At 61.8% G+C, this 14,316-nt stretch carries 14 protein-coding genes; 2 read left to right on the top strand and 12 right to left on the bottom strand.

Annotated elements, in window-relative coordinates; all coding sequences use genetic code 11:
- Positions 1 to 76: 76 nt before the first annotated feature.
- Positions 77 to 1,006, top strand: a complete 930-nt coding sequence (locus tag KGA89_RS14265; protein ID WP_003202937.1) for a DMT family transporter — start codon at positions 77 to 79, stop codon at positions 1,004 to 1,006.
- Positions 1,007 to 1,100: 94 nt separating this feature from the next.
- Here the strand turns inward: KGA89_RS14265 and KGA89_RS14260 are convergent, their stop codons facing one another.
- From KGA89_RS14260 to KGA89_RS14240, 5 genes are all read right to left on the bottom strand, one after another.
- Complete coding sequence (locus KGA89_RS14260) at positions 1,101 to 2,120, bottom strand: branched-chain amino acid aminotransferase (protein ID WP_003202935.1); 1,020 nt, start codon at positions 2,118 to 2,120, stop codon at positions 1,101 to 1,103.
- 223 nt (positions 2,121 to 2,343) lie between these two features.
- Positions 2,344 to 3,726 carry a dihydrolipoyl dehydrogenase gene (gene lpdA / locus KGA89_RS14255; protein WP_003202934.1) on the bottom strand — a complete coding sequence of 461 codons (1,383 nt, stop codon included), beginning with the start codon at positions 3,724 to 3,726 and terminating at the stop codon, positions 2,344 to 2,346.
- Positions 3,727 to 3,744: 18 nt separating this feature from the next.
- A complete protein-coding gene (locus KGA89_RS14250; RefSeq protein WP_223471876.1) occupies positions 3,745 to 5,016 on the bottom strand; it encodes a dihydrolipoamide acetyltransferase family protein in 1,272 nt (423 codons plus the stop codon).
- Positions 5,017 to 6,075 (bottom strand): alpha-ketoacid dehydrogenase subunit beta, encoded by a 1,059-nt coding sequence (locus KGA89_RS14245; RefSeq protein WP_013693602.1) that lies wholly within the window; start codon positions 6,073 to 6,075, stop codon positions 5,017 to 5,019.
- 1 nt (position 6,076) lies between these two features.
- Entirely contained in the window at positions 6,077 to 7,312 is a 1,236-nt protein-coding gene (locus KGA89_RS14240) for a 3-methyl-2-oxobutanoate dehydrogenase (2-methylpropanoyl-transferring) subunit alpha (protein WP_003202930.1), read from the bottom strand.
- A 192-nt stretch (positions 7,313 to 7,504) separates the two neighbouring features.
- Between KGA89_RS14240 and bkdR the strand changes: the two genes are divergently transcribed.
- Positions 7,505 to 7,993, top strand: a complete 489-nt coding sequence (bkdR, locus tag KGA89_RS14235; RefSeq protein ID WP_223471875.1) for a Bkd operon transcriptional regulator BkdR — start codon at positions 7,505 to 7,507, stop codon at positions 7,991 to 7,993.
- A gap of 239 nt (positions 7,994 to 8,232) precedes the next feature.
- On the opposite strand, the gene KGA89_RS14230 is transcribed toward bkdR, so the two are convergent.
- The 7 genes from KGA89_RS14230 to KGA89_RS14200 form a co-directional block, all read right to left on the bottom strand.
- The gene (locus KGA89_RS14230; protein WP_223471874.1) at positions 8,233 to 9,102 is read right to left on the bottom strand and encodes an aldose 1-epimerase; all 870 of its coding nucleotides are present in this window, start codon (positions 9,100 to 9,102) and stop codon (positions 8,233 to 8,235) included.
- An 89-nt stretch (positions 9,103 to 9,191) separates the two neighbouring features.
- Positions 9,192 to 10,472, bottom strand: a complete 1,281-nt coding sequence (locus KGA89_RS14225) for a TRAP transporter large permease (protein WP_003202926.1) — start codon at positions 10,470 to 10,472, stop codon at positions 9,192 to 9,194.
- Positions 10,472 to 10,999, bottom strand: a complete 528-nt coding sequence (locus KGA89_RS14220; protein ID WP_223471873.1) for a TRAP transporter small permease — start codon at positions 10,997 to 10,999, stop codon at positions 10,472 to 10,474. The genes KGA89_RS14225 and KGA89_RS14220 overlap by 1 nt, the downstream gene beginning before the upstream one ends.
- A gap of 76 nt (positions 11,000 to 11,075) precedes the next feature.
- Entirely contained in the window at positions 11,076 to 12,044 is a 969-nt protein-coding gene (locus tag KGA89_RS14215) for a TRAP transporter substrate-binding protein (protein WP_003202921.1), read from the bottom strand.
- Between the two features lie 58 nt (positions 12,045 to 12,102).
- On the bottom strand, positions 12,103 to 13,008 hold the full coding sequence (locus KGA89_RS14210; RefSeq protein ID WP_223471872.1) for an SMP-30/gluconolactonase/LRE family protein: 906 nt from the start codon (positions 13,006 to 13,008) through the stop codon (positions 12,103 to 12,105).
- A 42-nt stretch (positions 13,009 to 13,050) separates the two neighbouring features.
- Positions 13,051 to 13,872, bottom strand: a complete 822-nt coding sequence (locus KGA89_RS14205; protein ID WP_223471871.1) for an NAD-dependent epimerase/dehydratase family protein — start codon at positions 13,870 to 13,872, stop codon at positions 13,051 to 13,053.
- Positions 13,873 to 14,046: 174 nt separating this feature from the next.
- On the bottom strand, positions 14,047 to 14,316 hold a 270-nt coding region (locus KGA89_RS14200), incomplete at its 5' end, for an OprD family outer membrane porin (protein WP_223471870.1).

Genomic DNA, 14,316 nt, shown 5'->3' with positions numbered 1-14,316 from the left:
GTCGGGTAATCACTATATCCAGCAAAGGTGTCAGGCAGACAATCCTTTCATCTCTTTCTGCCCAAGGACCGTTCCCATGACCACCCGCCGCGCCCTGGATGGCCAGGTCTGCGCCCTGATGACCGGCCTCTGTGCCATTTGGGGTTTCCAGCAAGTCGCGATCAAGGCCGGCGCCGCCGACATGGCGCCGATGCTGCAACTGGGCGTGCGCTCGGCCATCGCTGCGGCACTGGTCTGGTTGTTGGTGCTGGTGCGCGGTGAACGCCTGTCCCTGGCCGATGGCAGTTGGCGCCCGGGCCTGCTGGTGGGGTTGTTGTTTGCCTTGGAGTTCGTGATGGTGGGCGAAGGCCTGCGGCATACGACGGCTTCGCACATGGTGATTTTCCTCTATACCGCACCTATGTTCGCCGCCCTCGGCTTGCACTGGAAACTGCCGAGCGAACGCCTCAAGCCGGCGCAATGGCTGGGCATCGCCGTTGCCTTCGGCGGGATCGTGGTGGCTTTCAGCGGGGGCTCGGGCGCAGCGAACGGCAGCTCGTTGCTCGGTGACGGCATGGGCTTGCTGGCCGGTGCGCTGTGGGGCGCAACCACGGTGACGGTACGCTGTTCGCGTTTGACGAATCTGCCGGCCAGCCAGACGCTGCTTTACCAACTGGTTGGCGCCGGGGTGCTGTTGATTGGACTGTCGATAGCGCTAGGGCAAACGACGATCAACCCCACGCCGCAACTCATCGCCAGCATGGCGTTCCAGGTGTTGCTGGTGTCCTTCGCCAGCTTCCTGATCTGGTTCTCCCTGCTGCGCCACTACCTCGCTTCGCAACTGGGGGTGCTGTCGTTCATGACGCCGCTGTTTGGCATCGGTTTTGGCGTCTGGTTGCTGGATGAGCCGCTGGAGCCGAACTTCATCGTTGGCGCGGTTCTGGTGCTGGGCGGGATCTTGCTGGTCAGCGGTTACGGATGGTTTCGCCAGCGTTGGGGGCGATGGCCGGTTTTGCGTCGAGGGTAACTGAGCGAAGGAATAAAAAAGCCCACCCCTGCTGAAGCCGGGGTGGGCTTTTTATTGAGGCCAAAAAGCCTTCAGGTGCCCGCAAAGGCTTGGATCAAACCTTGACGATCCAACCCGCTGGCGCTTCCACGTCGCCGGTCTGCACGCCGGTCAGCTCTTTGTAGAGCTTCTGGGTGATCGGGCCGACTTCGGTTTCGCTGTGGAACACGTGCAGCTTGTCCTTGTAGCTGATGCCGCCAATCGGGGTGATCACCGCAGCGGTACCGCAGGCGCCGGCTTCCTTGAAGTCCGACAGCTTGTCGATGAACACGTCACCTTCGATCACTTCCAGGCCCAGGCGCGATTTGGCCAGTTCGATCAGCGACAGGCGAGTGATGCCCGGCAGGACCGAAGGGGATTTCGGGGTGACGAATTTGTTGTCGTGGGTGATGCCGAAGAAGTTGGCCGAGCCGACTTCCTCGATTTTCGAGTGAGTCATCGGGTCCAGGTAGATGCAGTCGGCGAAACTGGCCTTCTTGGCCTGGGAGCCGGGCATCAGGCTGGCGGCGTAGTTGCCACCGACCTTGGCCGCGCCGGTGCCTTGTGGGGCGGCGCGGTCGAAGCTGGAGATCAGGAAGTTGTGCGGGGTCAGGCCGCCCTTGAAATAGGCGCCGACCGGGATGCAGAAAATCGAGAAGATGAACTCGGGTGCGGTGCGCACGCCGATGTTGTCACCCACGCCGATCACGAACGGGCGCAGGTACAGCGCGCCGCCGGTGCCGTAAGGCGGGATGAAGCGCTCGTTGGCGCGGACCACTTGCTTGCAGGCTTCGACGAACTGCTCGGTCTCGACGTGCGGCATCAGCAGGCGGGCGCAACTGCGCTGCATGCGGGCGGCGTTCTGGTCCGGGCGGAACAGGTTGATCGAACCGTCCTTGCAGCGATAGGCCTTCAGGCCTTCGAAGCACTGCTGACCATAGTGCAGGGCGGTGGAGCCCTCGCTGATGTGCAGCACGTTGTCTTCGGTCAGGGTGCCCGCGTCCCAGGCACCATCGCGCCAGTGCGACAGGTAGCGCTTGTCGGTCTTGATGTAGTCAAAGCCCAGTTTGTCCCAATTGATGCTCTCGTTACCCATGACACCCTCTATTTCTTAACAACCGTCGAAACGGTTCAAGGCTTCTGACGTTTTTTGGATGGGGACAACAATACTTCATTCCGCGGGTGTTTCGCAGCCTCACTCGATGATTGTTCCCATGCTCCGCGTGGGAATACTTCAACGGACGCTCCGCGTTCGGCTTTGGGACGCTGAGCGTCCCTGGCTGCATTCCCACGCGGAGCGTGGGAATGATCCTGATGCGTTACAGATGCAACGCATGCCCCAGCGCCCGCAACGCCGCTTCCTGCACGGCCTCGCCCAGCGTCGGGTGGGCGTGGATGGTGCCGGCGATGTCCTCCAGGCGCGCGCCCATCTCCAGGGATTGGCCGAACGCGGTGGACAGCTCCGACACGCCGACGCCGACCGCCTGCCAGCCAACGATCAGGTGATTGTCCCGTCGCGCCACGACCCGGACGAAACCGCTTTTCGATTCCAGGGTCATGGCCCGACCGTTGGCGGCGAACGGGAAGCTCGACACAATGCAATCGAGCCCGGCCGCCTTGGCCTCGTCCGGTGTCTTGCCGACCACCACCAGTTCCGGATCGGTGAAGCACACCGCGGCGATGGCCGTTGGGTTGAACTCCCTGTGCTGGCCGGCGATCAACTCGGCGACCATTTCACCCTGGGCCATGGCCCGGTGGGCGAGCATCGGTTCGCCGCTCAGGTCGCCGATGGCCCAGACGTTGCGCATGCTGGTCTGGCAACGGTTGTCGATTTTCAGCGCCGAACCGTTCATCGCCAAGTCCAGCGCTTCGAGGTTCCAGCCCTGGGTGTTGGGTTTGCGACCAACGGCCACCAGCACCCGGTCGGTGTCCAGGTTCAGCGTCTCGCCATCGGGATCACGCACTTGCAAGGTGCTGGCCTGGGCATCGAAACCTTCGACGCTGTGCTTGAGGTACAGCTTCACGCCCAACTGCTTGAGCGCCTCGTGCACTGGTTGGGTCAGCTCGCCGTCATAGGCTGGCAGGATCCGTTCCTGGGCCTCGACCACGCTGACCTCGGCGCCGAGCTTGCGGTAGGCAATGCCCAGCTCCAGGCCGATGTAGCCACCGCCGACCACCACCAGATGCTTGGGCACCGAGGTGGGGGCGAGGGCTTCGGTGGAGGAAATGATCGGCCCGCCCACCGGCAGCATCGGCAGATTGACGCTTTTCGAGCCGGTGGCCAGCAGCAGGTGTTCGCACTGGATGCGCGTGTCACCGACCTCGACCGTCTTGCCATCGATCACCTTGGCCCAGCCGTGAATGACCTGGACCTTGTGCTTCTTCAACAGTGCCGCGACGCCGGTGGTCAGGCGATCGACGATGCCGTCCTTCCATTCCACGCTCTTGCCGATGTCCAGCGTCGGCGCCGCCACCGTGATGCCCAAGGCCGCCCCCTGGCTGTGGTGCCGGGTCTGGTGGAACTGCTCGGCCACATGGATCAAGGCCTTGGACGGGATACAGCCGATATTCAGGCAGGTCCCGCCCAACGCCTGGCCTTCCACCAGGATGGTCGAGATGCCCAGTTGCCCGGCACGGATCGCCGTCACATAGCCGCCAGGGCCGCCGCCGATGATCAGCAGCGTGGTGTTCAAAGTTTGCATCGCCTGCTCCATTGATGATTAGTCCACAAACAGGGTGGCGGGTTGTTCGAGCAGGCCACGCAGGGCCTGGATGAATTGCGCCGCGTCCATGCCGTCGACCACCCGGTGATCGAAAGAGCTGGAGAGGTTCATCATCTTGCGGATCACGATCTGGCCCTTGATCACCACGGGCCGCTCGACGATTTTGTTTACGCCGACAATCGCCACTTCCGGCAGGTTCAGCACCGGCGTGCTGACGATGCCGCCGAGCGCACCGAGGCTGGTCAGGGTGATGGTCGAACCGGACAGCTCATCGCGGCTGGCCTTGCCCGTGCGGGCCGCCGTTGCCAGGCGGGAGATTTCCGTCGCGCTGTCCCACAGGCTACGGGCTTCGGCGTGACGCACCACCGGCACCATCAGGCCAACATCGCTCTGGGTGGCGACGCCCACATGCACCGCGCCTGAGCGGTGGATGACCTGGGCGTCATCGTCGTAGCGCGCGTTCATCTGCGGAAAGTCGCGCAGGGCCACGACCAAGGCGCGGACCAGGAACGGCAGCAAGGTCAGCTTGCCGCGACTGGCGCCGTGTTTTTCATTCAAGTGAACCCGCAGCTCTTCCAGGGCGGTGACGTCGATTTCTTCGACGTAGCTGAAATGGGCGGCGCGCTGGGTCGCTTCCTGCATGCGCTGGGCGATCTTGCGACGCATGCCGATCACCGGGATCTGCTGCTCGTCGTGGCGCTCGACATAACCCGAACCGCCCTTGGCCTGGGTCGACGGACCTTGGGCCAGATAGGCTTCCAGGTCCTCGTGCAGGACCCGTCCGGCGGGGCCGCTGCCCTGGACCAGGCGCAATTGAATGCCCAGGTCCAGCGCGTGTTTGCGCACGGCCGGCGACGCCAGTGGACGCTCGTCGGGGTCGCGGGCCACAGGTGCTTGCGGGGCGCAGCGTGGCGCGGCGGTTTTTTCCGGCACCGGTTCAGGTGTTGCCACGGGTGCCGGCTTCGGTGCTCGCGCAGCCGGGGCTGGCGCTGGCGTCTGTTGGGCCGATTCTTTCAGGTTACCCGCACCTTCGACTTCAATGCGGATCAATTCGCTGCCCACCGCCATGACTTCACCGGGCTCGCCACCCAGGGCGATGACCCGGCCATGCACCGGAGAGGGGATATCCACCATGGCCTTGTCGGTCATGACATCGGCCAGCACCTGATCTTCGACCACCATGTCGCCGACCTTGACGTGCCACACCGACAGTTCAACTTCCGCGATGCCTTCGCCGATGTCCGGCATCTTGATAACGTGCGTGCCCATTCAGACCTCCATGACCCGTTTCAACGCCGCGCCCACACGGGACGGCCCTGGGAAATACGCCCACTCCTGCGCGTGCGGGTAGGGGGTGTCCCAACCGGTGACACGCTCGATAGGCGCTTCCAGGTGGTGGAAGCAGTGTTCTTGCACCAACGCCACCAGTTCGGCGCCGAAACCGCAGGTGCGGGTGGCTTCGTGGACGACCACACAGCGGCCGGTTTTCTTCACCGACTTGACGATGGTTTCCAGGTCCAGCGGCCACAGGCTGCGCAGGTCGATGACCTCAGCGTCGATACCGGTTTCCTCGGCGGCGACCTGGGACACATAGACCGTGGTGCCGTAGGTGAGGATGGTCACGTCCTTGCCCGGACGGGTAATCGCGGCGACGTCCAGCGGCACCGTGTAGTAGCCGTCCGGCACTTGCGCCGAGGGGTGTTTCGACCACGGTGTTACCGGGCGGTCGTGGTGGCCGTCGAACGGGCCGTTATACAGGCGCTTGGGTTCGAGGAAGATCACCGGGTCATCGTTTTCGATGGAGGCGATCAGCAAGCCCTTGGCGTCGTAGGGGTTGGATGGCATGACGGTGCGCAGGCCGCAGACCTGGGTGAACATCGCTTCGATGCTCTGGCTGTGGGTCTGGCCGCCATAGATACCGCCGCCGCAGGGCATGCGCAGGGTCATTGGCGCGGTGAACTCGCCGGCCGAGCGATAGCGCAGGCGCGCCGCTTCGGAAATGATCTGGTCCGAGGCTGGGTAGACATAGTCGGCGAACTGGATCTCGGCTACTGGGCGCAGACCGTAGGCGCCCATGCCCACCGCCACGCCGACGATGCCGCTTTCGGAAATCGGTGCGTCGAACACCCGCGAGGTGCCGTACTTGTTCTGCAGGCCTTCGGTGCAGCGGAACACGCCGCCGAAGTAACCCACGTCCTGGCCGAACACCACGACGTTGTCGTCGCGTTCGAGCATCACGTCCATGGCCGAGCGCAGGGCCTGGATCATGGTCATGGTGGTAGTGGTCATGGCGGTGTCCAACGCAATATTGTTGTTGTGATCGTTCATGTCAGATCCCCAACTGCTGACGCTGGCGCTTCAAGTGCTCCGGCATCTCTTTGTAGACGTCTTCGAACATGGTCGCGGCGCTTGGAATCTGCCCGCCGGCGAGGGTGCCGTACTGTTCGGCCTCCTTCTGCGCGGCGATCACTTCGGCTTCGAGTTCGGCGGTAACTGCCGCATGTTCCTCTTCGGACCACTGGCCGATCTTCACCATGTGCTGCTTGAGGCGCGCAATCGGATCGCCCAGCGGGAAGTGGCTCCAGTCGTCGGCGGGGCGGTACTTCGACGGATCGTCGGAGGTGGAGTGCGGGCCGGCGCGGTAGGTGACCCATTCGATCAGCGCCGGGCCGAGGTTGCGGCGGGCACGTTCGGCGGCCCAGCGCGAGGCGGCGTAGACCGCCATGAAATCGTTGCCATCCACGCGCAGGGAGGCGATGCCGCAACCGACGCCGCGTCCGGCGAAGGTCGTGGCTTCACCACCGGCAATGGCCTGGAAGGTGGAGATTGCCCACTGGTTGTTGACCACGTTGAGGATCACCGGCGCCCGGTAGACGTGAGCGAAGGTGAGGGCAGTGTGGAAGTCCGATTCGGCGGTGGCGCCGTCACCGATCCAGGCCGAGGCGATCTTGGTATCACCCTTGATCGCCGAGGCCATGCCCCAGCCCACGCCCTGGACGAATTGCGTGGCGAGGTTGCCGGAAATGGTGAAGAAACCAGCGTTCTTGACCGAGTACATGATCGGCAACTGGCGGCCCTTGAGCGGATCGCGCTCGTTGGACAGCAGTTGGCAGATCAGGTCCACCAGCGGCACTTCGCGGGCCATCAGGATGCTTTGCTGGCGGTAGGTGGGGAAGCACATGTCGTCGATGTTCAACGCCAGGGCCTGGGCGCTGCCGATGGCTTCTTCGCCAAGGCTTTGCATGTAGAACGACATCTTTTTCTGACGCTGGGCGACGACCATGCGGTTGTCGTAGATGCGAGTCTTGAGCATGGCACGCATGCCCTTGCGCAGGATCTCGACGGGAATGTCCGCGGCCCAGTCGCCCAAGGCATTGCCCTGGTCGTCGAGCACGCGAATCAGGCCACGGGCCAGGTCGGCGGTGTCGGCGGGTTCGACGTCGATGGGAGGTTTGCGCACCGTGCCGGCATCGGACAGATGCAGGTAGGAGAAGTCGGTCTGGCAGCCGGGACGGCCCGAGGGTTCGGGGACGTGCAGGCGTAGCGGTTCATACGCTGGGTTCATGGCTTTCTACGCTCGATCTTGTGAATTTCTTGTAGTGGGCGCGCTAGCTGACGAATTTCCCCGGGTACGGGAAATTGTCCTACAACAATCATAGGCTCGACGCAGAAGAATATTTTTCTCTGTTAGCTTGCTGTTCAGATCATTTGCAGATAAAAAATCTGCACAACGATAAAAAACAGGATTATTTGTCTCATGCGTAAATTGGATCGCACCGACATCGGCATTCTGAACAGCCTTCAGGAAAACGCCCGCATCACCAACGCCGATCTCGCCCGTTCGGTCAATCTGTCGCCCACGCCGTGCTTCAACCGTGTCCGGGCCATGGAGGAGCTGGGGGTGATCCGCGAGCAAGTCACGCTGCTGGACGCCGACCTGCTGGGCCTGCACGTCAACGTGTTCATCCATGTGAGTTTGGAGAAACAGGTGGAAGAGGCGCTGCAGCACTTTGAAGAGGCGATCTCCGACCGACCGGAGGTGATGGAGTGCTACCTGATGGCCGGCGACCCGGATTACCTGATCCGCGTGCTGGTGCCGACCATCCAGTCGCTGGAGCGGTTCATGATGGACTTCCTGACCAAGGTCCCGGGCGTGGCGAACATCCGCTCCAGCTTTGCCCTCAAGCAGGTGCGCTACAAGACCGCGCTGCCGTTGCCGGCCAATGGGTTGACCCTGGGCATCTGACCCCCTGTGGGAGCGAGCCTGTTCGCGAAGGCGGCGGCACTTCAACATTGATGCCAGCAGACCCACCGCTATCGCGAGCAAGCTCGCTCCCACAATGGGACCTGCGTTTGGCTGCGGATTCATTGGCAACCCAAAACCCTGTGGGAGCAAAGCTTGCTCGCGATGCAGGCGCCTCGGTTTCCCAGGAGACCGCCTTCACTTCATCGCGGGCAAGCCTTGCTCCCACAGGGAAGTGGGCCTTAGAGCATCCGACACTGCATCGAAAACCCCAGCGCCACCGACTGCCCTTGCTCCAGCAAACGCAACCCCGGTCGCCCCGGCAGGTGATGGGCGTTGACCGGATGACTGACCGGTTCGATGCAGAAGAAGTCCAGGCCCACGGGGCAGTACAGCAGGAAATAGTCGCTGCCACTGGCGCGGCACTCCAGCTCATAACCCAAGTCCGGTTGCTGGATCAGACAGTGCCCGTCCCAACCGCCGAAGCCGTTGTCGACCAGCGTGTCTGGCAGTAACCGGGCGTGCTGGAAATCCCACTCTGCGGGGATGTCCCTCAGTTCCGTTGGCAGTTTCGATGCGTCGCACAGCCAGACTTCGCTGGCGCGGGTTTGCAGGCGAGTACTGGCGGTGCGCGGAAAATACGGATGCAACCCCAGCCCGTGCCAGGCGGCCTGTTCGGCCATGTGGGTGACGTGCATGGCGATCTGCAACTGACCGCCGCTCAAGCGAATCCGCAGGCTGGCGCAATAGGCGAACGGGTATTGGCTGTCGAGTTGCAGCAACACGTCCTGGGCACTTTGCTCTATCACTTGCCACGGTTGTTGCCAGGCACTGCCATGGATCGGAAACGGATCGTTGGGGCTATTGGCCTCCAGGGCCAGCCAGCCGCCGGGGCAGTCGAAACCGCCGTTGGCGATCCGGTTCGACCAGGGGATCAACGGGAAGCCGCCGAGCTTGCCGGGCAAACGGTTTTCCAGCGCTTGCGGAGCGGGAGGGCGTAACAGCGGCGCGCCGCTGCTGCGCAACGTCCAGTCGACGAGGCTGGCGCCCAGGTGAGGGGCGAGGGTGAGGCGGGTGAGTTCGTCTTCGAGGTAGAGAAGAGGTTGCGTCATGGTGGTCGCGTCTGTCGAGTGGGGAAAAAGCTTTTGTGTCGAGGGAGCTTGCTCCCTCGACACAAGGGGGGACTTGCGCGCTTTTGGGGTTACAACACCAGGTGCGGCAACCACAGGGAAATGGCGGGAACATAAGTCACGAGCAGCAGCACTACGAACAGCATGGCGTAGAACGGCAGCAGCGCCTTGACGGTGCTTTCGATGCTGACCTTGCCGATGGCGGAACCGACGAACAACACCGCGCCCACTGGTGGCGTGATCAGCCCGATACCCAGGTTCACCAGCATGATCATGCCGAACTGCACCGGGTCCACGCCGATGCCCACGATCACCGGCATCAGGATCGGTGTCAGGATCAGGATCAATGGCGCCATGTCCATCACGGTGCCCAACAGCAGCAGCATCACGTTGATGCACATCAGGATCACGTAGCGGTTGTCCGACAGTGTCAGGAACGCGGTGGTGATCTTCGCCGGGATCTCCATCAGCGTCATGATGTAGCCGAAGCTGGCGGCGAAGCCGATCAGGATCATCACGATGGAGATGGTGCGTACCGTGCGGTGCATCAGTTTCGGCAACTCGCTCCACTTGTAGTCGCGATAGATGCACATGGTCACGAAGAATGCCCACACCACGGCGATGGCGGCCGATTCGGTGGCGGTGAAAACACCCGAGAGAATGCCGCCAAGGATGATGAACAGGGTCATCATGCCCCACATGGCTTCCTTGCAGATCTTCAACGCTTGCTTGAGGGGAATTACTTCGCCCTTGGGGTAATTGCGTTTTTTCGCGAAGACCAGGCACAGCGCCATCAGGCACAGGTTCATCATGATGCCGGGGACGATGCCGGCCATGAACAACGAACCGATGGAGACGGTGCCGCCAGCGGCGAGGGAGTACAACACCGCGTTGTGGCTGGGCGGTGTCAGCAACGCTTGCACCGAACCACTGACGGTGACGGCGGTGGCGTAATCACGCGGATAGCCGCGGCGTTCCATTTCCGGGATCAACACCGAACCGACCGAGGCGGTGTCGGCCACCGAGGAGCCGGAGATCGCGCCAAAAAAACTCGAGGCCACCAGGTTGACCAATGACAGGCCACCACGCACGAACCCCACCAGCACACTGGCGAATGCCACCAGTCGGCGGGACATGCCGCCTTCGGCCATGATCGCACCGGCCAGCACGAAGAACGGAATGGCCAGCAACGAGAATTTGTTCACCCCGCCTGTTACCTGGATCATCATGGCCTGGAACGGAATATCGATCCACCACGCCCCGATCAGGGCGGCGGCGCCCAACGCGTAGGCGACCGGCATGCCGATCAGGATCAACAGTAAAAAACTGCCCAGCAGAATCAGAGCGTCCATTAAACGGCACCTTCGCTTTCTTCGATCAGGTCGAACTGCACGACCCGACGTTGGCTTTGATCACCCAGGAAGAGTTTTTCCAGGACAAAAATCAAGGTCAGGAAACCTCCGACCGGAATCGGCATGTAGGTGATGCCGACGCGCAGGGTAGGGATGGCGCTCATGAATTGATTCCAAGTGGTCATGCACAGCTTGGTGCCCCAAATGGTCATGAAGATGCAGACCGCCGCCATCAATAGCTGGGTGAAAATCGACGCCGCGGTTTGCCAGTGCGGGTGCAGGCGGCTAGTGACCATATCCACGGCCATGTGCGAGCCGGAGCGATAGCTGGCGGCGGCACCGATGAAGGTAAACACGATCATCAGCAAGATGGCGGTGGGCTCTGGCCAGCTTGAGCCGGTACCGAGTACATAGCGGGCGAACACCCCCCACGGAATCATCAGGGCAACTGCCAGGACAGATAGGCCGGCTACCCAGATGCACGTCATGTAAATCGTGTCGTTGATACGCAGCAGCAAATTCTTCATCGGGTTCCACCGTAACCGGGCGCACCTTTTAACCGCAGGCGCGCCCAGCCTTTTCATGAGTACGGATTGAGAGGGCTTACTGAACGGCTTCGATACGCTTGATCAGGTCGGCATACGGCGCGCCGTATTTGGCCCGGATCGGTGCGGTGGCGTCGTAGAAAGGTTTCTTGTCCACGGTGATGAACTCGACGCCGGCGGCCTTGAGTTTTTCTTCACTGGCGGTGGACTTCTTGTCCCACAGCACGCGCTCTTCAGCCTGGGCGGCCTTGGCGGCTTTCTTCACCATGTCCTGCTGCTCTGGGGTGAGTTTGTTCCAGGTGATTTTCGACATCACGATCGGCTCAGGCAGGATCAGGTGACCGGTCAGGCTGTAGTACTTGGCGTTCTGGTAGTGGTTGTGCTCGAGCATGGTCGGTGGGTTGTTTTCCGCGCCGTCGATCACGCCGGTCTGCAAGGCGCTGAAGATCTCGCCGGTGTCCATCGCGATACCATTGCCGCCCATGGCGTTGATGGTCTCGATGAACATCGGGTTGCCCTGTACGCGAATCTTCATGCCCTTCATGTCTTCGAGCTTGCGCACCGGTTTCTTGGTGTAGAGGTTGCGCGTGCCGCCGTCCATCCAGGCCAGGGCCACCAGGCCGAATTCGGAATTGGTGATCCGATCGAGGATCGCATCGCCGACTTCACCATCGATGACAGCGCGCATGTGGGCCTGGTCGCGGAAAATGAATGGCATGTTGAAGACGTTCACGTCCGGCACGACGGGGCCGACGATACCCAGGCTGACCCGGGACATCTGGATCGCGCCGGCTTGCATCTGCTCGATGACTTCTTTTTCAGAACCCAGTACACCGCCTGGGAAATACTTGAACTTCAGCTCGCCGTTACTCTCCTTTTCCAAGGTTTTACCCATGGATTCCTCGGCGACTACAGTTGGGTAGCCCTTGGGGTGGATGTCGGCGATCTTGATATCGAGGGCATGGGCCGCCTGGGCCAGAAAGGCCAAGGGGAGGGCTGCGATCAGAAGCGTACGTTTGAAATTCATGGTCAATCTCCAGTCTTGTTGTTTTTTTATGGCTCATCCAGTGAATCGGTGAAGCAGATCAGTTCGCGGAGTACTCCCGTCCTCCGAAAGCAGGTTCAGCCAGGCCCTTGACGCCGGGGTTGAGGGCGAACACGCCACCGGCCAGGGACTGCGGGTCGTTGTCGTCACCGGGGCGGATCGAGGTGACGAAGAGGGTGTCGAGGCGACTGCCGCCAAAGGCGCACATGGTCGGTTTTTTCACCGGCACTTGCAGCGAACAGTCGAGACGTCCGTCCGGGGTGAAACGGTGAATCAGCCCGGCATCATTGGCGCAGATCCAATAGCAACCGTCGGCATCCACCGCGGCGCCATCCGGGCGACCGGGCAACGGCATCATGTCGACGAACAGCCGCCGGTTGGACGGCGTGCCGCTGTCGATGTCGTAGTCGAAAGCCCAGATCTGCTGCACCAGCGGGTGTGAATCGGAGAGGTACATCGTGCGTCCGTCCGGGCTGAAGCCCAGGCCGTTGGGCACGATGAAACCGCTCAGTTGCGCCTCGACCGGGCTGCGCTGGCCTGCCTCGTAGCGATACATCCGGCCCGCGTCCGCGTTGGCGCCCATGTTCAGCACCATGCTGCCGGCCCAGAAGCGGCCCTGGCGGTCGCAACGGCCATCGTTGAGGCGCATGTCGGTACGGCTGTGCTCGACGCTTGCGCACAGTTCGCTGTCCAGGCTGCCGTCATCATTGGGGTGCAGGCGAAAGAAACCGCTCTCCATGCCCGCTACCCAACCACCGTCCTGGTGACAGGCGAGGCAGGCGAGCATTTCAGGGGCTTCCCAGCCCTGGATTTTTCCGCTGCTGGCATTCCAGCGTTGCAGGCCACCGCTGGGAATGTCCACCCAATACAGGGCATTTTCCTCGGGGACCCAAACCGGGCTTTCCCCGACGGCGTTGCGTGCATCGACAATCAATTCGGCTTGCATGGTGATTCCTTTGTGCGTGCGTATCCCATGAAAAACAGCGAATCAGTCGTCGAATGGGCCGGCCGCCACAAAGGCGCCGCCCTGATAAACCATGGCCGGGTCATCGGCGGCCGGCATCGGCTGCGCTTCGACCTTGGCGCGGAAAATTTCCGAGGTGTCCTTGGGCTGGTAACCCAGGTGTGCGGCCTGGCTGTTGTCCCACCAGACGTCGCGGTTGGCGGACACGCCGTAGACCACGGTGTGGCCGACTTTCGGGGTGTAGAGCGAGCATTCGATCAGTTGAGTGAGGTCGTCGAAGCTCAGCCAGGTGCTCATCATCCTGCGGTTCTGCGGTTCGGCGAATGACGAGCCGATGCGGATGCTGACCGTCTCGATGCCGTAGCGATCGAAGTAGAAACTGGCGACGTCTTCGCCGTAGGACTTGGACAGGCCGTAGTAACCATCCGGGCGGCGAGGGGAGAGGGCGTCGATGGTCTGGTCTTGTTTGTAGAAACCGATGACGTGGTTGGAGCTGGCGAAGATCACCCGCTTGACGCCGTGTTTGCGGGCGGCTTCATAAATGTGGAAAACGCCGCTGATGTTGGCGCCGAGGATTTCTTCGAACGGACGCTCCACCGAAACACCGCCGAAGTGCAGGATGGCATCGACACCTTCGACCAGTTGATGCACGGCCTGCTTGTCCGACAGGTCGCAGGGCACCACTTCTTCGCTTTCGTCGATTGCCGGGGCCATGTTGGCGATGTCCGACAGGCGAATGTGGCGGGCGAAAGGCTTGAGGCGCTCGCGCAAAACTTTGCCAAGGCCGCCGGCGGCACCGGTCAATAGGAGGCGATTGAGGGGGTGGCGAATCTGTGTCGTGGTCATGGCATTACCTGAGCAAACTATGAGAGGTACAGTTGTTATAAGTTGTCGTACGACCGAGAGGGAATATCCTTATCCTTCCGTTACCTTGTCAACGTTTGATCGACGAACCGCTCTGGATCGGCGTCCCTGCCGCAGATTGCCATGGGATGCGCTCATGGCAAATGGATCCTGGTATTACAGAAGCGAGAATGGATAGTTGATGAAAATGCGGTTCTCATCGAATTCGTTGGTGCTGTAGTCCCGACGAATCGATGCGTTACGCCATTTCACGTTGAGGCTCTTCAGCGCGCCACTTTGTACGGTGTAGGCCAGTTCTGTTTCACGGCCCCATTCCTTGCCGTCATCAACGGTGGCGGTGTGCACGTTGTCACCGCTGATGTAGCGGTTCATCAGGGTCAGGCCCGGCACGCCGACAGCGGCGAAGTTGAAGTCGTGGCGCACTTG

It is taken from the genome of Pseudomonas sp. A-RE-22 (assembly GCF_019956035.1).
GTDB lineage: Bacteria > Pseudomonadota > Gammaproteobacteria > Pseudomonadales > Pseudomonadaceae > Aquipseudomonas > Aquipseudomonas brassicacearum.
Note: the sequence above shows the minus strand (reverse complement) of the source record. Positions and strands in the feature narration are given on the sequence as shown.